Below are 19,285 nucleotides of genomic sequence, written 5' to 3' on the forward strand. Positions count from 1 at the left end.
CCGCGTTACGGGTCCGAGAGCCCGGTCCGAGAGCCCGCGAGCCCGGCCCGATAGCCACAGCCCGCGAGCCGCGAGCCGCGAGCCGCGAGCCTGGGCCGCGGTGCCGCGGTGCCGCGGTGCCGCGGTGCCGCAGTTCCGGGCCCGGCACCGCGGGCCTCGGTCCCGAGACCACAGTCCTGGTCCGGACGGACCACAGTCCTGGTCCGGACGGACCACAGTCCTGGTCCGGACGGACCACAGTCCCGGTCCGGACGCCGCGGGTCGAGGCCTGTCGGCGCCGGGGAGCCTGGTGCCGTGGGCCAGTGCCTGGGCCGGTGCTGTGGCGGGCTCGGGGCCGGGGCCGGGGCCGGTGTCGGTCAGTCGTTGTCGTGGGGCGTGCGGGGGCCGCCGAGTTCGATCGCGGTGCAGCGCCAGCGGAGGTCGGGGCCCTGCTCCAGCCGGAAGGCCATGGCGCGGAGCTGGTCGCCGGCGCCGATGCGGGCGAAGGCCTCGACGGCGCCGGGGCGCGCGACGTAGTAGCCGATGTCCCGGACGACGGGGCGGGTGCCGCGGGTGCGCAGAGGGCCGCGTTCGGCGAGCCGGATCAGTTCGTCGTAGGCCCGGCCCGCGGTGTGGCGCAGCATGCAGTGGACGGGGCGCGCACCGCTCAGTACGGCCAGCAGCCGCTCGGCGAACACATCGGTGGGGCGAGGCCCCGGAGCCGTGTGCCGGGCCCCTTCGGGCGGCGTCGTGAGCGTCCGGGCTGTCCCGGCCTCGCCCCGCGGCGGGGCGTCCGCGGCGGGGGTCGTGGGTGCGGTGGCGGAGGTCCTGGCCCGCGGCGGGCTGTCACCGGGGGTCCTGGCGGGGGCGCCCGGGGCACGGGGCGGGGCGCCGCCGGGGCGGCGGGAGTCCCGGCGGCCGGGAGGACGGGTGCCGGGGTGGCGCCCGGTCCTGGTCATCACCTTGTTCATACGTCGTCCCCGCTCGTCGTCCGGACCGGCGATACCGGTCGGTAACTTTCGTGTCGGGGATCTTGTACGAGCTCGGAAGGTGCCCGCGCAAGGACGGCGGGCGCGCGCCGCGGCGGCGGAAAAGTTCACCTATCAGGGTGGCCCGGAGGCGGGGAACCCTTGGCGGAACAGGGGAGTGCCGGGTGAATCGCGGGCGCGGGGTGGACGCCACGGAGGGCGCGGCCGGGACCTCGAAAGGGGACGCCCGCACGTATCCTGAAGGCCCTCCCCGGAGGCGCGGGATCGCCTCCCCGGAGTGCCCGGACCGCGTGCCCCGAGGAGTCCCGACTACGAAAGCGGCCCAGCCATGCGCGTCTACGTCCCCCTGACCCTCTCCGGTCTCGCCGAGGCGTACAAGACGGGAGAGCTGGAGACGGGTCCGTTCACCGCGTACGCCGTCACGCCCGCCCTGCGCGAGTGGTATGTCTCCGACGACATCGAGGAACTGGAGTACGCGGCGCTGAGCCGGGCCGCACTGGCCTCGCTGCGGCTGCTGGCCCTCGACGCGGGGGCCGTCCGGCGCCGCGTCGTCGTCGCGGTCGACGTTCCGGACCGGGCCGCGGCCGCGGATCCCGACCGGGGACTCGATCCGGCGGCGCTCGGCGAGGTGCGGGTCTCCCAGGACGTGACCCTGGGGAAGGCGGCGGCCGTGCATGTGGACGCCGTGGACGCGGAGGCGGACGTGACCGCGGCCGCGGCCGCGGTCGGCGCGGTGGACGCCGGGGACGACGACGCCCAGTTCGTGGTCGACGGGGCCGAGGACCACGAGCTGCTGTGGTTCGCCACGCAGGAGATCCCCGGCCTGCTCGGACTCGGGGAGTAGCCGCCCGGGTTCTGCCCGGGTTCCGTCCTCGGCGAGCTCCTCGTTGAGCTGTTGTCGGTGGCGGCGGGTACGTTCTCGGTATGGGGATGCAAGCAAACGCGCACATCGTGTGGGACTGGAACGGCACGCTGTTCCACGACAATGACGCGATCATCGGGGCGACGAACGCGGCATTCGCCGAGCTGGGTCTTGAGCCGATCACCTTGGAGCGGTACCGGGCGATGTACTGCGTGCCCGTGCCGAAGTTCTACGAGCGGCTGATGGGGCGGCTGCCCACGGACATCGAGTGGCAGATCATGGACGACACCTTCCACCGGTACTACGCCGAGCACCGCAGGACGTGCGTGCTCACCGCCGGGGTGCCCGCGCTGCTCGCCGGGTGGGAGGCGGCGGGCCGCAGCCAGTCCCTGCTGAGCATGTACGGGCACGAGGAGCTGGTCCCGCTGGTGCGGGGCTTCGGGATCGAGCCGCACTTCCTGCGGGTCGACGGGCGGACCGGGCCTTCCGGCGGCAGCAAGGCCGAACACATGGTGCGCCACCTCGGTGCCCTGGCGGGTGTCGAACCGGCCCGTGTGGTGGTGATCGGCGACGCGGTGGACGACGCCAGGGCCGCACGGCACGTCGGCGCCGGAGCCGTCCTCTACACGGGCGGTTCCCACAGCCGCGCCAGCCTGGAGGAGGCCGGTGTTCCCGTGGTGGACAGCCTGGAGGAGGCGGTCGAGGAGGCCGGCAGGCTGGCGGCCTGAAGACTCCAGCGGACGTGCCCTGGCAGGCTCCACGTCCGGCCTGTGGCCCGGGGTGCGGGCCGGGCGCGTCCGACTCGTGGCCCCCGGGGGCTCCCGGAGGGCTCCATGCCCCCCGTGACCCCCGTGACCTTGCCCGGGGACTCGCGCCCGTCAGTTCACCGGGGCCTTCGAGCGCAGCACCTTGAGGAACTCGCGCATCCATGCGGAGTGGTCCGGCCACGCGCGGGCGGAGACCAGGGTGCCGTCGACGACGGCCTCCGCGTCCTGGAAGGTCGCGCCCGCCGCCTGCATGTCGAGCTCCAGCGCGGGGTAGGCCGTGACGCGGCGCCCGCTCAGGCTGTCCACGGACGCGGTCAGCAGGGGGCCGTGACAGATCTGGGCCACCGGCTTGTCCGCGTCGAAGAACGACTTCAGGATCTTGCGGAGTTCCAGGTCGTTGCGGAGGTACTCCGGGGCCCGCCCGCCGGGGATGACCAGGGCGACGTACGCGCCGGGGTCGACCTCCGCGAACGCGAGGTCCGCGGGCCAGGTGTAGCCGGGCTTCTCCGTGTACGTGTCGAAGCCGGGCTCGAAGTCGTGGATCACGAACCGCAGCTTCTTGCGGGTGGGGGCCGCGATGTGGACCTCGTAGCCCTCCTCGATCAGACGCTGGTAGGGGTAGAGGACTTCCAGTGACTCCGCCGCGTCGCCGGTGACAATGAGGATCTTCGCTGCCATGGTGCTGCGCTCCCGTCGGCCGTCCTTGCGCGCTCGGTTCGCCGTCCCGGTCAATCTGCCTCCGGGGGAGGCGCTTGCCAAGGGTCGGAACACCGCCCGTACGACGACGGTAGCTCGCAGTCGGCCCGTACTGCATGCTGTCGCCCTGTTCGCCCCTGTGCATAGTGTCAAAGTTCCACCCCCGGTTTTGTACACATACGGCTCATGACGACCCCCCGGTCCGGGGCGATAGCCTGGTGGCGTGATCAGCGCGATATCTCGCGGGGGCATCGTCGCCCCTGCCCCGCGCCCGGAGCGCACGGACCACATCCGTGACCGGGCGTCAATCGCTGATCTTCACGGGCGGAACGGGATCATGGAGACGGCCGTCTGCGCGAGCGGAAACGCCGCGAGCGCCGACGGCGGCGCGGTCCGTACGTCGACACCACCTGCGGATCGGGCCTCGCCGAGAGCGGCGTCACAGTCCCCGGGGGCGTGCGGATCGGCCGATACGCCTCCGCCCATCTCACCTTCCGGCATAGCGTCGAACCAGACCGGACACCCCGCGTCGCGTCGCGTCGGAAGTCACGAGACCGTATTTCCTTCAACGTCACGCAACGGCGCGCGACAGGAGCCAGAGGACAATGCAGACCAAGCTGGACGAAGCCAAGGCCGAGCTGCTCGAACGGGCTGCCCGGGTAGCTGAGAACAGCCCGGTCGGGGGGCACCTACCGACTGGGACGACGGGCGAGGGCACCCCCGACCGGGACACCGTGCTCGCGTTCCTCCAGCGCTACTACCTGCACACGGCCCCGGAGGACCTCACCGACCGCGACCCGGTCGATGTCTTCGGAACGGCCTTCTCCCACTACAGACTGGCCGAGGCACGCCCTCAGGGCACGGCCAACGTGCGCGTGCACACACCCACCGTCGAGGAGAACGGCTGGACCTCCAGCCACTCCGTCGTCGAGGTGGTCATGGACGACATGCCCTTCCTCGTCGACTCGGTGACCAACGAACTGTCCCGCCAGGGGCGCGGCATCCACGTCGTCATCCATCCGCAGTTCGTCGTACGGCGTGACCTCACCGGCAAGCTCATCGAGGTGCTGCCCGTGCGGCCCTCCGCCGAGGAGCTGCCGCACGACGCGCACGTCGAGTCGTGGATCCACGTCGAGATCGACCGTGAGACCGACCGCGCCGACCTGAAGCAGATCACCGCCGACCTGCTGCGCGTCCTGTCCGACGTCCGTGAGGCCGTCGAGGACTGGGAGAAGATGCGCGACGCGGCGCTGCGGATCGCCGAGGAGCTCCCCAAGGAGCCCACCGCCGACGATCTGCGCGACCAGGAGGTCGAGGAGGCCCGGGAGCTGCTGCGCTGGCTCTCCGGCGACCACTTCACCTTCCTCGGCTACCGCGAGTACCAGCTGCGCGAGGACGACTCGCTGGCCGCCGTCCCCGGCACCGGGCTCGGCATCCTGCGCTCCGACCCGCAGCACGGCGAGGACAGCCACCCGGTCAGCCCGTCCTTCGAGCGGCTGCCCGCCGATGCCCGCGCCAAGGCCCGCGAGCACAAGCTGCTGGTCCTGACCAAGGCGAACAGCCGGGCCACCGTGCACCGGCCGTCGTACCTCGATTACGTCGGGGTCAAGAAGTTCGACGAGAACGGCGACGTCGTCGGGGAGCGCCGCTTCCTCGGCCTGTTCTCCTCCGCCGCGTACACCGAGTCCGTGCGCCGGGTGCCCGTCGTCCGCCGCAAGGTCGACGAGGTCCTGCGCGGAGCCGGGTTCTCGCCCAACAGCCACGACGGACGCGACCTCCTCCAGATCCTGGAGACGTACCCGCGCGACGAACTGTTCCAGACCCCCGCCGACGAGCTCCGGGCGATCGTCACCTCCGTCCTGTACCTCCAGGAGCGGCGCCGGCTGCGGCTCTACCTGCGCCAGGACGAGTACGGGCGCTACTACTCGGCCCTCGTCTACCTCCCCCGCGACCGCTACACCACCGGCGTGCGCCTGCGGATCATCGACATCCTCAAGGAAGAGCTCAACGGCACCAGCGTCGACTTCACGGCCTGGAACACCGAGTCGATCCTGTCCCGGCTGCACTTCGTCGTGCGGGTCGAGCCGGGAACCGAGCTGCCCCAGCTGTCCGACTCCGACAAGGAGCGCATCGAGGCGCGGCTCGTCGAGGCCGCCCGCTCCTGGGCCGACGGCTTCGCGGAGGCGCTGACCGCCGAGTGCGGTGAGGAGCGTGCCGCCGAACTGCTGCGCCGCTACGGCAACGCCTTCCCCGAGGGCTACAAGGCCGACCACTCCCCGCGCTCCGCCGTCGCCGACCTGGTCCACCTCCAGGCGCTCGGCAAGGAACCGCGCAAGGACTTCGCGCTCAGCCTGTACGAGCCGGTGGGCGCGGCCCCCGGCGAGCGCCGTTTCAAGATCTACCGCACCGGTGAGCAGGTCTCGCTCTCCGCGGTCCTGCCCGCCCTGAACCGCATGGGCGTCGAGGTCACCGACGAGAGGCCGTACGAACTGCGCTGCTCGGACCGTACGACGGCGTGGATCTACGACTTCGGGCTGCGCCTGCCCAAGTCCCTCAACGGCAACGGCGACTACCTCGGCGACGACGGCCGCGAGCGGTTCCAGGAGGTGTTCGCCGCCACCTGGACCGGACAGGCCGAGAACGACGGCTTCAACGCCCTCGTGCTGAGCGCCGGACTCACCTGGCGCCAGTCGATGGTGCTGCGCGCCTACGCGAAGTACCTGCGCCAGGCCGGTTCCACGTTCAGCCAGGACTACATGGAGGACACCCTCCGCAACAACGTCCACACCACTCGGCTGCTCGTCTCGCTGTTCGAGGCGCGGATGTCGCCGGAGCGCCAGCGCGCCGGTGTCGAGCTGACCGACGCGCTGCTGGAGGAGCTGGACGCGGCCCTCGACCAGGTCGCCTCGCTGGACGAGGACCGGATCCTGCGGTCCTTCCTCCACCTGATCAAGGCGACCCTGCGCACGAACTTCTTCCAGCAGGCGGTCGGCGGCGAGCCGCACGAGTACGTCTCCATGAAGTTCGACCCGACGGCCATCCCCGACCTCCCGGCGCCGCGCCCGGCGTTCGAGATCTGGGTGTACTCGCCGCGGGTCGAGGGCGTGCACCTGCGCTTCGGCAAGGTCGCGCGCGGTGGTCTGCGCTGGTCCGACCGGCGCGAGGACTTCCGCACGGAGATCCTCGGCCTGGTCAAGGCGCAGATGGTCAAGAACACCGTCATCGTGCCCGTCGGCGCCAAGGGCGGCTTCGTCGCCAAGCAGCTTCCCGACCCGTCCGCGGACCGTGACGCCTGGCTGGCCGAGGGCATCCGCAGCTACCGGACCTTCATCTCCGCGCTGCTCGACATCACCGACAACATGGTCGCCGGTGAGATCGTGCCGCCCGCCGACGTCGTCCGGCACGACGAGGACGACACGTACCTCGTGGTCGCCGCCGACAAGGGCACGGCGACGTTCTCGGACATCGCCAACGAGGTCGCGCAGAGCTACGACTTCTGGCTCGGCGACGCGTTCGCCTCCGGCGGCTCCGCCGGGTACGACCACAAGAAGATGGGCATCACCGCGCGCGGTGCCTGGGAGTCCGTGAAGCGGCACTTCCGGGAGCTGGGCGTCAACACCCAGACGCAGGACTTCACCGTGGTCGGTGTCGGCGACATGTCCGGTGACGTGTTCGGCAACGGCATGCTGCTCTCCGAGCACATCCGCCTGGTCGCCGCGTTCGACCACCGGCACATCTTCATCGACCCGAACCCGGACGCGGAGACCTCCTACGCCGAGCGCCGCCGCCTCTTCGAGCTGCCGCGCTCCTCGTGGGCCGACTACAACGCCGAGCTGATCTCGGCCGGCGGCGGAATCTTCCCGCGCACCGCCAAGGCCATCCCGGTCAACGCGCGCATCCGCGAGGCCCTCGGTATCGAGTCGAACGTCGCGAAGGTGACGCCGGCCGACCTGATGCGGGCGATCCTCCAGGCGCCCGTCGACCTGCTGTGGAACGGCGGCATCGGCACGTACGTGAAGTCGTCCGCCGAGTCGCACGCCGAGGTCGGCGACAAGGCCAACGACGCGATCCGCGTCGACGGCGCCGATCTGCGCGTCAAGGTCGTCGGCGAGGGCGGCAACCTGGGTCTGACCCAGCTCGGCCGGATCGAGTTCGCCACGCACGGCGGCAGGATCAACACCGACGCCATCGACAACAGCGCGGGCGTGGACACCTCCGACCACGAGGTGAACATCAAGATCCTGCTCAACGCGGTGGTGGCCAACGGCGATCTGACCGTCAAGCAGCGCAACAAGCTGCTCGCCGAGATGACCGACGAGGTCGGCGCCCTGGTGCTGCGCAACAACTACGCGCAGAACGTGGCGATCTCCAACGCGCTGGCCCAGTCCCCGAGCATGCTCCACGCCCAGCAGCGCTTCCTGCGCCACCTGGTCCGTGAGGGGCACCTCGACCGGGCCCTTGAGTTCCTGCCCACCGAGCGGCAGATCCGTGAGCGGCTCAACGCCGGTCTCGGTCTGACCGGTCCGGAGACGGCGGTCCTGCTCGCGTACACGAAGATCACGGTCTCCGTCGAGCTGCTCGCCACCTCGCTGCCGGACGACCCCTATCTGCAGAACCTGCTGCTCGCGTACTTCCCGACCGCGCTGCGCGACCGGTTCCGCGAGCAGATCGAGGGGCACGCGCTGAGCCGGGAGATCGTGACGACCGTCCTGGTCAACGACACGGTCAACACGGGCGGCACGAGCTTCCTGCACCGGCTGCGCGAGGAGACGGGTGCCTCGCTCGAGGAGATCGTCCGGGCGCAGACCGCGGCCCGCGAGATCTTCAACTCCAGCGCGGTGTGGGACGCGGTGGAGGCGCTCGACAATGTCGTCGCCGCCGACGTCCAGACCCGCATCCGCCTGCACTCGCGCCGTCTCGTCGAGCGCGGCACGCGCTGGCTGCTCAACAACCGGCCGCAGCCGCTCCAGCTCGCCGAGACGATCAGCTTCTTCAGCGACGGCGTCGAGCAGGTGTGGTCGGAGCTGCCCAAGCTGGTCCGCGGCACGGACCTGGAGTGGTACCAGCAGATCTACGACGAGCTGTCGGACGTCGGCGTGCCGGACGAAATCGCCACGCGCGTGGCCGGGTTCTCGTCCGCCTTCCCGGCGCTGGACATCGTCTCGGTGGCCGACCGCATGGGCAGGGACCCGATGGCCGTCGCCGAGGTCTACTACGACATCGCCGACCGACTCGGCATCACCCGGCTCATGGACCGCATCATCGAGCTGCCGCGTGCCGACCGCTGGCAGTCCATGGCCCGCGCCTCGATCCGCGAGGACCTGTACGCGGCCCACGCGGCCCTGACCGCCGACGTCCTGGCGGTGGGCGACGGATCGTCCACTCCCGAGCAGCGCTTCGAGGCCTGGCAGGAGAAGAACACGGCGATCCTCGGGCGGGCCCGTACGACGCTGGACGAGATCCAGGGCTCGGACTCGTTCGACCTCGCCAACCTGTCGGTGGCGATGCGGACGATGCGGACACTGCTGCGCACGCACGCCTAGAAGGTCATCCACCGGCGGTTCCCGGGCTTCAGGCCGGGGAGGCAAACGGACGGGGGCGCCCCGGGTCATCACGACCCGGGGCGCCCCCGTTTTTCTTGGGGCGGAAGTGTTCTTTCTTGCCGGTCTCTCGCGAAACTCCGGCTCGTAATTTACCTATACCTGGTAAATAGGACATTTAGCTTAAGGTTGGCTCGGCCGACGGTCCGACCGGCGGCTCTGTCGACAGGCATATGTGTGGAGGTTCCGGACTCGTGGCAGTACACCTCACCGAAAGGCGGGCCCCCGTGACGACGCCGCCCGTCATCGGTCCCCAGAGAGCCCTGAAGGCGCCGAGGGACCGGAAGATCGGCCGGCTCGTCCTGGAAGTGGCCCGCTTCTCCGTCGTCGGCGGCAGCGGGGTCGCCGTCAACATCCTCTTCTTCAACCTGGCGTTGCACGGTCTGAAGTGGGCCCCGATGGTCGCCACGGTGGTCGCCAGCTGTGTCGCCATGGGCACGAACTACCTGGGCTTCCGCTACTTCGCCTACCGGGACCGCGCCACGCGCACCCCCCGTCAGATCGCCCTCTTCTTCGCGTTCAGCGGGCTCGGCGTCGTCATGGAGAGCCTGCTGTTCTACATCGGTTATCACGGCCTGGGGATGAACGGCCCCCTCGGCTCGAACGTCGCCAAGGTGCTGTCGATCGTGCTGGCCTCGGCGTTCCGCTTCGTGGTGTACCGGACCTGGGTTTTCCAGCAACACGCGAAGAGCGGCCGATAGCACCCCAAAACCGGGTGTGATGTCTACGATTAATAGGATGAATGTGGATCAACCTCGCGCGTATGCCGAGCACGGAACAGAGCCCGCCGCCTCCTCGCCCCGGACCACCGGGGCCGAGCCGGACGGGCCCGCCGTCTCCGTGGTCGTCATCGTCTACAACGACGCCGCCCGGCTCCCCATGGCCGTGCGCTCCGTGCTCGACCAGACGCTGCACGATGTCGAGGTCGTCATCGTCGACGACCGGAGCACCGACGGCTCGTACGAGGTGGCACGCGGACTGGCGGCGGCACACCCCGACCGGGTCCGCGCCTTCCGGCTGCCCGAGAACAGCGGCGGCTGCGGCGCCCCCCGCAACCGCGGCATCACCGAGGCGCGCGGCACCTACGTGCTCTTCCTCGACAGCGACGACGTCCTGGAGCGCAACGCCTGCCGCAACATGCTGGAGGCCGCCGAGACCACCGGCGCCGACCTGGTGTCCGGCCTGTGCGTACGCGTGCACGTCGACTCGCGCACCGGCAAGGAGGTCAAGTGGTACCCCTGGCTGTACGAGCGCACCCGGACCCTGGAGTCGATCTCCGAACTGCCCGACCTCCTGGTCTTCGACACCCTGTCGACCAACAAGTGCTACCGCAGGCGGTTCCTGCTCGACGAGGGGCTGCGCTTCCCGGTCGGCATCCACTACGAGGACCTGCTCTTCTCCGCCCAGGCGTACGCCAGTGCCCGCCGCATCACCCTCATCCCCAACCGGGTGTACGACTGGCGGATCGCCGACAAGGCCGAGACGAAGTCCATCAGCAACCGGCGTGACGAGATCGCCAACTTCACGCACCGCATGGAGATCCACCGCCGGGTCGACCGGCTCCTCGCGGACAAGGGCCACCTGGAGCTGAAGTTCGCCAAGGACGTCAAGTTCCTCAAGCACGACCTCGTGCTGCATCTGCGTGAACTGCCCTTCCGTGACGCCGCCTTCCGCGAGGAGTTCGCGGCGATCGCCCGGCAGTACCTGGAGTCGATCGACCGCGCCGCCTTCGACGAGACCGAACCCATCCACGCCATCTGCGCCTATCTCCTCCAGGAGAGCGACTGGGACAACCTGCTGCCCGCCGTGGACACGCTCACCAACCGCGACAAGATCTCCTCACCGCTCGTCGAGCGCGACGGCCGCGTGTACTGGTGCGCCGAGCATCTCGACGACCCCTTCGGCCGGCATGTCCTGGACGTCACCGACCTCGGTCACCACGTCAAGCCGGTCGACCGGATGTTCCTGCGCAACGCGCTGACCTCGTACGAGAGCACCGGCGCGACCGTCCGGCTCACCGGGCGCGTCACCAACCCGCTCGGTGTGATCCCGCCCGGTGCCCGGCTCGCCGCGGAACTGGAGTTCTACGCCCGCCGCCCCGGAGTGCGCTTCCAGACCTTCCGCTTCCCCGTGGCGAACGTGTGGCACGCGGGCAGTTACGTCGCCTGGGAGGGCGCGGCCGACCTCGCGGCCGTGCGGCCGCTGGGCATCGTGGACGCGGTGTGGGACGTACGGCTGCACCTCGACGTCGACGGCGTACGCACCACCACCCGGCTCACCGCGGCCGAACCCGACCTGGCGGCCGGGCAGTTGCCCGTGCGGCCCCGGCTCACCCGGCTGGTCGCCGACCGCATCGAGCCCGTCGTCTCCGCGCGCGGACACCTTTCCTTCCGGCTGGTCCCCGACAAGAAGGCGAACGTCCTCGTGCAGCGCGGTGTGCACGGCCGGGCCGGCACGCTCGCCAAGTCCGGTTACCGCAGGGCCCGTTCCCTGCGCAAGGAACTCACCTCCGGCGAGACCAAGATCCGCCTTTACCACGAGGTGTTCAGCCGGCTGCCCGTCCGCAAGGGACTCGTCGTCTTCGAGAGCCACCTGGGCCGCCAGTACAGCGACAGCCCCCGGGCGATCTACGAGGAGATGCGCCGCCAGGGGCTGGAGTTCGAGCCGGTCTGGGCGTACACCGACAGTCCGGCCGGCTTCCCGGAGGACGCCACCCTCGTACGCCGCTGGTCGCTGCCCTATCTCAGGGCGCTCGCGCAGGCCGAGTTCTGGGTCGACAACCAGAGCTACCCGCTGAAGCTGTCCAAGCGGCCGGACACGACGTACATCCAGACGTGGCACGGCTCCGCGCTCAAGCGGATGGGCTTCGACGAGGCCGAGTGGAAGCTCAAGTCCCGTGAGGGGCAGGCCGAGCAGCAAAGGACACTGGACCGCTTCGACCGGTTCCTGATCCGCTCCGAGCACGATGTACGCACCCTGGCACGGGCGTTCCGGCTCCAGGAGCGGACCCTGCTGCGGGTCGGATACCCGCGCAACGACGCCCTCGTGCGGGCGAGGCAACGGGAGGAGGGCGGCGCGGAGCGTGAACGCGGTTCCCTGGCGGCCGAGCTGGGCATCCCCGAGGACCGGCAGATTCTCCTGTACGCCCCGACCTTCCGCAGCCGCGGCCACGGACAGAAGAGGTTCGAGCTGCCCTTCGACGTCGAGCGTTTCGCCGACACCTTCGGCGACCGCTACGTCCTGCTGGTCCGCTCGCACTACCTGAACCACGTGGTGCTCCCGCCGTCCGTGCGCGGCCGGGTCATCGACGTCACCGCCCACCACGACGTGACCCCGCTGCTGGGCCTCGCCGACGCGCTGATCACCGACTACTCGTCCGTGATGTTCGACTACGCCCTGCTGGACCGTCCGATGTTCTTCTTCGCGTACGACTACGACGCGTATGTGCACGAGGACCGCGGAACCTACTTCGACCTGCTGGAGCGGGCGCCGGGGCCCGTGGTGCGGACCGAGGACGAACTGCACACCGTGCTCGGCTCGCTGGAGGAGCAGTCCGTGAAGTACGCGCCCAGGCGCGAGCAGTTCCTCGCCGACTTCGGCGAGTACGACAAGGGGACGGCGGCCCGCAGTGTCGTCGACCAGTTCTTCGGACAGTGGAGGCGTGGATGACCGGCACGCAGCGGGACATCTTCTTCGTCTCGAACAGCGTCGACGAACTGGGTGGGGTGACCACCTGGTCGCATCAGATGGCCCGGCTCTTCACCGACCGCGGTCACCGCGTGCACGTCGTGGGCGTCACCGAGCCCGCCGTTCCCCAGGAACTGGGCGAACTCCCGTACCCCACCACGACGTTGTACGACGTCCATCCGCCCCGGGTCGGATCGGCGCGCGGTCTCAGGGGGCGGCTCGACGTCGCCGAGCGGAGACTGCGGGCCGAACGGGCCGCGGGCATGCGGGAGAAGGCCGCCGAGCTGACCGTGCTGTTCCGGGCCGCGCGCCCCGGCGCGGTCGTGATCGTCACCCAGGTGTGGGCCATGGAATGGGTGGAGCTCGCCGACACCACCGGGCTGACGGTCATCGGGATGAGCCACGAGTCCTTCGAGTACTCCAGGACGACCTCGCGCTTCAGGCGGGTGCTGAAGCACTACAAGGACGTCGACCGGATGCTCGCGCTGACCCGCGAGGACGCCGACCTGTGGATCGGGCAGGGGATGGACAACGCGTCCTTCATGCCGAACCCCCTTCCGTTCATGCCCGAGGTGCCCTCGCCGCGCACGGCGAACGTCGTCGTCAGCGTGGGCCGGCTGACGGACCAGAAGGGCATCGACATGCTCCTCGACGCCTGGGCGGAGGCCGCCCCGCTCCATCCCGACTGGCGGCTGCGGATCTTCGGCTCGGGCGAGGACGAGGAGATCCTGAGGAAGCAGTGCACCGCCCTCGGGCTCGACGACTCGGTCGACTGGATGGGGCGGACGAGCGATGTGCCGGGCGCGCTGCGCGGCGGCTCGGTCTTCGTGCTCTCCTCACGCGGCGAGGGCTTCCCGCTCGCGCTGATGGAAGCCATGGCCACCGGCCTTCCGTGCGCCGCCTTCGACTGCGCGCCCGGTGTCCACGAGATCGTCCGGGACGGCGAGGACGGCCTGCTGGCCACCCTCGGCAACACCGGTGAGCTGGCCCGCCGGCTGGACACGCTGATGTCCGACAGGGCGCTGCGGGACTCCATGGGCGAGGCGGCCCGCGCGAACGTCCAGCGCTTCACCACGGACGAGGTCGTCCGCGGGTGGGAGGAGCTGTTCGCGTTCCTGGAGCGCTGAGCGGCGCCGGTGCGGCAGCGGCCCCCGAGTGGCCGCCTGAGCTGCGTCTGTGTGCGGGCCACCGGTGGCCCGCACACCTACGCGGAACAACGACTGAGGCGGAGCCGTGGACGGCTCCGCCTCAGTCGTTGTTCACATGCCTCAGCCGCGGTTCACGCGGCTACTTGCCCGTGAACTTCTCGTACTCCTTGAGGACGTCCTCGGTCAGGCCGTCCATGCGCAGCTCGCCGCGCTCCAGCCAGAGCACGCGGTCGCAGGTGTCGCGGATGGACTTGTTGTTGTGGCTGACCAGGAACACCGTGCCCGCGGTCTTGCGCAGCTCGCGGATGCGGGCCTCGGACCGCTTCTGGAAGGAGCGGTCACCGGTGGCGAGGGCCTCGTCGATCATCAGGACGTCGTGGTCCTTGGCCGCGGCGATGGAGAACCGCAGCCGGGCCGCCATGCCGGAGGAGTAGGTCCGCATCGGCAGGGTGATGAAGTCGCCCTTCTCGTTGATGCCGGAGAAGTCGACGATCTCCTGGTAGCGCTCCCTGACCTGCTCGCGGGACATGCCCATGGCGAGGCCGCCGAGGTAGACGTTCCGCTCGCCGGTCAGGTCGTTCATCAGGGCCGCGTTCACGCCGAGCAGCGAGGGCTGGCCGTCGGTGTAGATCTTGCCGTTCTCCACCGGGAGCAGGCCCGCGACCGCCTTGAGCAGCGTGGACTTGCCGGAACCGTTGGTGCCGATCAGGCCGATGGCCTCGCCGCGGTAGGCGGTGAAGGAGACGCACTTGACGGCGTGGACCTTGCGGACGCCGGAGGCCTTCTCGGACCGCTCGCGGCGCATGATGCGGTTGAGCGCGGCGGTGGCGCTGCCCCGCCCGGCGCCGGTGCCGTTGACGCGGTACACGATGTCGACGCGGTCCGCGATGACGGTCGGGATGCGCTCGGCGTCGGCCGCGGGGGCGCTCTCGTTCTGCGGCTGGGTGTCCTGCACGATGATGTCAGCCACGGCCGTACGTCTCCTCAGCCTTCCAGAAGTAGATGAAGCCGCCGACGCCGGCGGCGACCGCCCAGCCCACCGCGAGCGCCCAGACGTGGTGCGGGAGCTGGTGCGCGTGGAAGGTGTCGATCAGCGAGTAGCGCATCAGGTCGATGTAGACGGCCGCCGGGTTGCTCGAGAGCGCAACCTCCACCCAGTGCGGCACGCTGCTGTTCTTGAGCATCTTGTCGATGCTCCACATGACACCGGAGACATACATCCAGGTGCGCAGGATGAACGGCATGAGCTGGGCGATGTCGGGCGTCTTGGCACCCATCCGCGCCATGATCATCGCGATGCCCGCGTTGAACGTGAACTGGAGCACCAGGACGGGCACCGCGAGCAGCCACGAGGCGCTCACCGGGACGCCGAAGCACAGCAGGATGACGATCAGGGCGGCCATCGAGAACAGGAGCTGCTGGAGCTGCTGGATGGCGTACGACACCGGCAGGGCTGCGCGCGGGAAGTGCAGGGCGCGGACCAGGCCGAGGCTGCCGGAGATCGCCCGGGTGCCCGCCATGATCGAGCTCTGGGTGAACGTCCAGATGAAGACGCCGGTGACCAGGAACGGGATGAAGTCCGGCACACCGTGGCTGGTGCCGAGCAGGACACCGAAGATGAAGTAGTAGACGGCCGCGTTCAGCAGCGGAGTCATCACCTGCCACACCTGGCCGAGCTTGGCCTCGCTGTACTGCGCGGTGAGCTTGGCGGTGGCGAAGGCGGTGATGAAGTGGCGCCGCGCCCACAGCTCGCGGACGTACGCGGGCAGGCTCGGGCGCGCGCCGCTGACGGTGAGGCCGTACCGGGCGGCGATGGCCGCGGCGTCGTCGGTGGGGGCCGGCGGCGCTGTCGGGGGCGGTGTGTTGAGGACCTGGCTCACATCCGTTGCTTTCGCTCGGGGGGTGGGGGCGCACGGTCGGTCCCGTGACGTTTCCAGCGGCGTTTCTTGCCGTTTTCTTGCGTCGGAACGGGACCGTATCGTCGTAACGCGAGAGTAGGCCCAGTCGACGTCGGAACGCAACCGTTTCGTCGTAACGCCCTATGCTGGTCCGTATGACGACGAACGCCGATACAGCCGCGAGTGCCGCCACGCCCGCGCCTGCCGACGGAAAACCCCGGCGCCGCCGGGCTCCCGCCGGTGCGGCCGTCCTGCGCGAGGACGTCACCGAGGCGATCCGCGCCGCCGTCTTCGAGGAGCTGGCGTCCGTCGGCTACGCCAGGATGTCCATCGAGGGCATCGCCCGCCGCGCGGGCGTCGGCAAGACCGCGGTGTACCGGCGCTGGCGCTCCAAGCTGCATCTCGTGCTCGACCTGGTCTCGGCGATCGCGGTCCAGGGGCTTCCCGCACCGGACACCGGTTCCCTGGAGGGCGACCTGCGCCTGCTGTACGAGGTCACCTCGCGCGCGCTGCGGCACCCGGTGGCCGGGCAGATCATCCCCGACCTCCAGGCAGAGGCCGCCCGCAACCCCGAGATCGCGGACGCCATGCAGCAGGCGCTGCGGGAGGGCCAGCAGTCGGTGTCGAGCGGGATCGTCGCGTCGGCCGTCACGCGGGGCGAGATCCGCGAGGGCGTCGACGTCGAACTCGCGCTTGACCTGATGTCCGGCCCGTTGTACTGGCGCGCGGTCGTGGTCCGCGGCCCCAAGGTCCCCAAGGGCTACCTGGCCAGCCTGGCCCGAGCGACAGCGGCGGCCCTCAAGGCCCTCTGACCTGGAGGCCCCGGGTCGGCCCCGTTCCTCAGGGTGGACCGCTACCCGGTCGACAAAGGCCGCCCTCGAGAGGCGGCCTTTGGGAGCGGAGTCCGGGGATGGTTGGTGTCAGGCCCCGCTCGTGTTCGGGTGGTGGTGGAGCCAGCCGGACCAGGCCGAGGTGATCATGTCCTCGACGTCGTGGCGGGCCTTCCAGCCCAGTTCCTCGGCGATGCGGTCGGCGGAGGCGACCACGCGGGCCGGGTCTCCGGGGCGGCGCGGGGTGGTGACCGGGGGCCGGTCGTGGCCGGTGAGGGCGTTGATGCGGTCGATCATCTCGCGCACCGAAACCCCCTCGCCACGCCCGATGTTGAGGGTCAGCGCGGCCCCGGGCGAGGTCGTGAGGGCGCGGGCCGCGGCCACATGCGCCTCGGCCAGGTCGACCACGTGGATGTAGTCGCGCACACACGTGCCGTCCGGTGTCGCGTAGTCGTCGCCGAAGATCCGCGGCGGAGCGTTCTCGGTCAGCTTCTCGAAGACCATCGGGACGAGGTTGAAGACGCCCGTGTCGGCCAGCTCGGGGGTCGCCGCCCCGGCCACGTTGAAGTAGCGCAGGCACGCCGTGGACAGACCCGTCGCGCGGCCCGTGGCGCGCACCAGCCACTCGCCCGCCAGCTTCGTCTCGCCGTACGGGCTGATCGGCGCGCAGGGGGTCTCCTCCGTCACCAGGTCCACGTCCGGCATGCCGTAGACCGCGGCCGAGGACGAGAAGACGAACGCGGTCACGGACGCCGCGGTCACGGCCTCCAGCAGGACGCGCAGGCCCTCGACGTTCTCCCGGTAGTAGTGCAGGGGCAGCTCCACGGACTCGCCGACCTGCTTCTTCGCCGCCAGGTGGACCACACCGGTGACGGAGTGCTCCGCGAGCGTGCGGGCCACCAGGTCGCCGTCAAGGGTCGAGCCGACCACCAGCGGAACGTCCGACGGCACCCGCTCCGCGATCCCCGTGGACAGGTCGTCGTACACCACGGCCTGTTCGCCCGCCTCGCGCAGCGCGCGGACGACGTGCGCTCCGATGTAGCCGGCGCCGCCGGTGATCAGCCAGGTCATGTGCGGCCGTTCTCCTCGTGAGTGGTGCGGTGCGTCCGTGGTGACGGACGGTGAGTCTGTGCTCGTGAAGGGGGTGGGGGCGCGTGACGGTGTCCGTGCCTCGCGTCTCCGCGTCCGCGTATCAGTGAAGCAGGCGGCGGAGTCTGCGGGACACCACTTCGGTCATTCCTCGCCAACCGGACGCCGTGCGCAGACCGAGCGCCCCCGCGTGCGTCCGGTAGGGCTGTACGAGGAGGACACCGTGGTGAGCGTCCAGGACCGCGCGTCGGCGCAGCAGGCCGGGCCCGGCGAGCGCGTGCCCCGACACCTCCCGGCTCGTGCCGTCGCGAAAGCGCACGGTCAGGCGCAGATCCCAGACGCCCGCGCCCAGCGCCGACAGCTCCACCGGCGTCTGGGCCGACCAGGAGTCCCCGTAGCGGTCGGCCACCAGGGCCGTCGTGCCGCTCAGGCCCACGCGGCCCTGCTCCCGGTGGACGAACTCCACGTCGACCGAGACGGGACCGGCCTCGGACACGCGCCCGTACAGCTCGTGCAGGCGCAGCCGCAGCCGGGTGCCCCGCGCGCGGGGGCGCAGTTCGGCGTCGACGGCGGCGGGCAGCAGGTGGGCGGGCCGGCCCAGGAAGTGCTCCAGGGTCACCTCGGGAAGGTCGGTGGACCACACGGGGGTGCCGTCGCCGTCGCGGGTGTAGGGCGGGAGCAGCCGGGCCGGGCGGGCCGCCAGCTCCTTGAGGCGGGGCAGGTCGCGCGGGGCCGGGCAGGCGAGGATCACACGGGCGACGAGGCGGCCGGGGGCGGCCGGATTGACCGTGAAGTCGGCCGCGTCGAACGTCGACAGATACCGCCGGGTGAGGTCCCACCAGGCGCTCCGGTACTCGGCGGTGCGCAGTTCCAGTTCGCGCGTGTACATCCGCAGCTCGTGGTCGAGGAACTTGGCGTGCACCGCCCGCGCGAGCTGCTTCTCCCCGGCGTTCAGGAGGATCTCGTACGCCGCCTGGTTCGCCTCGGTCCTTGCGCGCCAGTTGCCGATGTCGGCGCGGTCGAGCGAGATGGACAGGCGGTCGGCTGAGCGCCTCACGTGCCAGATGTACACCGTCTCGGGAATCAGGACGATCCGCGGCGCGGCGGCCAGCACCCGCGCGGTGAACACGAAGTCCTCGTAGGGGTAGCGGCCCTCGGGGAAGCGGATGCCGTGCTCGCGCAGGAAGTCGGTGCGGTACAGCTTGTTGACGCAGAGGGTGTCGTGGGTGAGCCGCAGGCGCCGGGAGGGGCGGGATATCAGGGTGGGCCGGGTGTAGAGCTTGCGCTCCCAGGGGACCTCGCGGCCCGAGGGCAGTTCGCGGCGCACGCACAGCCCGGCCGCGACCTGGACGTGGTGTTCCTCGGCGGAGCGGAGCAGCGCGTCCACCGCGCCGGGCGGCAGGACGTCGTCGCTGTCCAGGAACATCAGGTACGGGGCCGTGGCCGCGTCGATGCCGTCGTTGCGCGGGCTGCCGCAGCCGCCGCTGTTGGCCGGCCGGTGGATCACCTTCAGGCGTGGCTCGCCGTCGGTGAGGGCGTCGAGGAGGGCGGCACTGCCGTCCGTCGAGCAGTCGTCCACGGCGATGACCTCGTGCACGGCCGGGCCCTGCGCGAGTGCCGAGCGCACGGCGTCCGCGACATGGGCGGCGTCGTCGTACCCGATGACGACGACACTGACCTTCGCCTGATGAGGGTTCATGTGATCCACGAGCCGGAATCGTAAGTATTGCGGGTAATTCT

14 protein-coding genes are annotated in these 19,285 nt (G+C 70.5%); 7 read left to right on the top strand and 7 right to left on the bottom strand.

Annotated features, from left to right (window positions below):
- Window positions 1-356: 356 nt before the first annotated feature.
- Window positions 357-950, bottom strand: a complete 594-nt coding sequence (locus ABZV42_RS21560) for an Rv3235 family protein (RefSeq protein WP_355989714.1) — start codon at window positions 948-950, stop codon at window positions 357-359.
- Window positions 951-1,296: 346 nt separating this feature from the next.
- On the opposite strand from ABZV42_RS21560, the gene ABZV42_RS21565 reads away from it, so the two are divergent.
- A complete protein-coding gene (locus tag ABZV42_RS21565) occupies window positions 1,297-1,812 on the top strand; it encodes a hypothetical protein (protein ID WP_355989716.1) in 516 nt (171 codons plus the stop codon).
- Window positions 1,813-1,892: 80 nt separating this feature from the next.
- Window positions 1,893-2,558, top strand: a complete 666-nt coding sequence (locus ABZV42_RS21570; RefSeq protein ID WP_355989718.1) for an HAD family hydrolase — start codon at window positions 1,893-1,895, stop codon at window positions 2,556-2,558.
- Window positions 2,559-2,708: 150 nt separating this feature from the next.
- Here the strand turns inward: ABZV42_RS21570 and ABZV42_RS21575 are convergent, their stop codons facing one another.
- On the bottom strand, window positions 2,709-3,275 hold the full coding sequence (locus tag ABZV42_RS21575) for a DJ-1/PfpI family protein (protein WP_355989720.1): 567 nt from the start codon (window positions 3,273-3,275) through the stop codon (window positions 2,709-2,711).
- A gap of 336 nt (window positions 3,276-3,611) precedes the next feature.
- The gene (locus ABZV42_RS21580; protein WP_356053139.1) at window positions 3,612-3,779 is read right to left on the bottom strand and encodes a hypothetical protein; all 168 of its coding nucleotides are present in this window, start codon (window positions 3,777-3,779) and stop codon (window positions 3,612-3,614) included.
- 119 nt (window positions 3,780-3,898) lie between these two features.
- Between ABZV42_RS21580 and ABZV42_RS21585 the strand changes: the two genes are divergently transcribed.
- The 4 genes from ABZV42_RS21585 to ABZV42_RS21600 all read left to right on the top strand — a co-directional run bounded on the left by ABZV42_RS21585 (window position 3,899) and on the right by ABZV42_RS21600 (window position 13,707).
- On the top strand, window positions 3,899-8,836 hold the full coding sequence (locus ABZV42_RS21585; protein WP_355989724.1) for an NAD-glutamate dehydrogenase: 4,938 nt from the start codon (window positions 3,899-3,901) through the stop codon (window positions 8,834-8,836).
- A 284-nt stretch (window positions 8,837-9,120) separates the two neighbouring features.
- Entirely contained in the window at window positions 9,121-9,594 is a 474-nt protein-coding gene (locus tag ABZV42_RS21590; RefSeq protein ID WP_355989726.1) for a GtrA family protein, read from the top strand.
- A gap of 37 nt (window positions 9,595-9,631) precedes the next feature.
- Entirely contained in the window at window positions 9,632-12,562 is a 2,931-nt protein-coding gene (locus ABZV42_RS21595) for a bifunctional glycosyltransferase family 2 protein/CDP-glycerol:glycerophosphate glycerophosphotransferase (protein WP_356053141.1), read from the top strand.
- A complete protein-coding gene (locus ABZV42_RS21600) occupies window positions 12,559-13,707 on the top strand; it encodes a glycosyltransferase (RefSeq protein WP_355989730.1) in 1,149 nt (382 codons plus the stop codon). The genes ABZV42_RS21595 and ABZV42_RS21600 overlap by 4 nt, the downstream gene beginning before the upstream one ends.
- 160 nt (window positions 13,708-13,867) lie before the next feature.
- On the opposite strand, the gene ABZV42_RS21605 is transcribed toward ABZV42_RS21600, so the two are convergent.
- Complete coding sequence (locus ABZV42_RS21605; RefSeq protein ID WP_356053275.1) at window positions 13,868-14,689, bottom strand: ABC transporter ATP-binding protein; 822 nt, start codon at window positions 14,687-14,689, stop codon at window positions 13,868-13,870.
- Between the two features lies 1 nt (window position 14,690).
- Entirely contained in the window at window positions 14,691-15,608 is a 918-nt protein-coding gene (locus tag ABZV42_RS21610; protein WP_355980446.1) for an ABC transporter permease, read from the bottom strand.
- Window positions 15,609-15,769: 161 nt separating this feature from the next.
- Here ABZV42_RS21610 and ABZV42_RS21615 point away from each other — a divergent pair, with 161 nt between their 5' ends.
- Complete coding sequence (locus ABZV42_RS21615; RefSeq protein WP_355980449.1) at window positions 15,770-16,438, top strand: TetR/AcrR family transcriptional regulator; 669 nt, start codon at window positions 15,770-15,772, stop codon at window positions 16,436-16,438.
- 108 nt (window positions 16,439-16,546) lie between these two features.
- Here the strand turns inward: ABZV42_RS21615 and galE are convergent, their stop codons facing one another.
- Window positions 16,547-17,527, bottom strand: coding sequence for a UDP-glucose 4-epimerase GalE (galE, locus tag ABZV42_RS21620; RefSeq protein WP_355980452.1), 981 nt, complete (start codon window positions 17,525-17,527; stop codon window positions 16,547-16,549).
- Window positions 17,528-17,648: 121 nt separating this feature from the next.
- Window positions 17,649-19,244, bottom strand: coding sequence for a glycosyltransferase family 2 protein (locus tag ABZV42_RS21625; protein ID WP_356053143.1), 1,596 nt, complete (start codon window positions 19,242-19,244; stop codon window positions 17,649-17,651).
- Between the last annotated feature and the right edge of the window lie 41 nt (window positions 19,245-19,285).

This window comes from Streptomyces sp. NPDC005281 (assembly GCF_040607495.1).
Lineage (GTDB): Bacteria > Actinomycetota > Actinomycetes > Streptomycetales > Streptomycetaceae > Streptomyces.

Excerpts from the sequence above, each read along its gene's own strand:
- ABZV42_RS21560 (WP_355989714.1), bottom strand. The coding sequence starts at position 950 with ATGAACAAGGTGATGACCAGGACCGGGCGCCACCCCGGCACCCGTCCT.
- ABZV42_RS21565 (WP_355989716.1), top strand. The coding sequence starts at position 1,297 with ATGCGCGTCTACGTCCCCCTGACCCTCTCCGGTCTCGCCGAGGCGTAC.
- ABZV42_RS21570 (WP_355989718.1), top strand. The coding sequence starts at position 1,893 with ATGGGGATGCAAGCAAACGCGCACATCGTGTGGGACTGGAACGGCACG.
- ABZV42_RS21575 (WP_355989720.1), bottom strand. The coding sequence starts at position 3,275 with ATGGCAGCGAAGATCCTCATTGTCACCGGCGACGCGGCGGAGTCACTG.
- ABZV42_RS21580 (WP_356053139.1), bottom strand. The coding sequence starts at position 3,779 with ATGGGCGGAGGCGTATCGGCCGATCCGCACGCCCCCGGGGACTGTGAC.
- ABZV42_RS21585 (WP_355989724.1), top strand. The coding sequence starts at position 3,899 with ATGCAGACCAAGCTGGACGAAGCCAAGGCCGAGCTGCTCGAACGGGCT.
- ABZV42_RS21595 (WP_356053141.1), top strand. The coding sequence starts at position 9,632 with ATGAATGTGGATCAACCTCGCGCGTATGCCGAGCACGGAACAGAGCCC.
- ABZV42_RS21600 (WP_355989730.1), top strand. The coding sequence starts at position 12,559 with ATGACCGGCACGCAGCGGGACATCTTCTTCGTCTCGAACAGCGTCGAC.
- ABZV42_RS21615 (WP_355980449.1), top strand. The coding sequence starts at position 15,770 with ATGCTGGTCCGTATGACGACGAACGCCGATACAGCCGCGAGTGCCGCC.
- galE (WP_355980452.1), bottom strand. The coding sequence starts at position 17,527 with ATGACCTGGCTGATCACCGGCGGCGCCGGCTACATCGGAGCGCACGTC.
- ABZV42_RS21625 (WP_356053143.1), bottom strand. The coding sequence starts at position 19,244 with ATGAACCCTCATCAGGCGAAGGTCAGTGTCGTCGTCATCGGGTACGAC.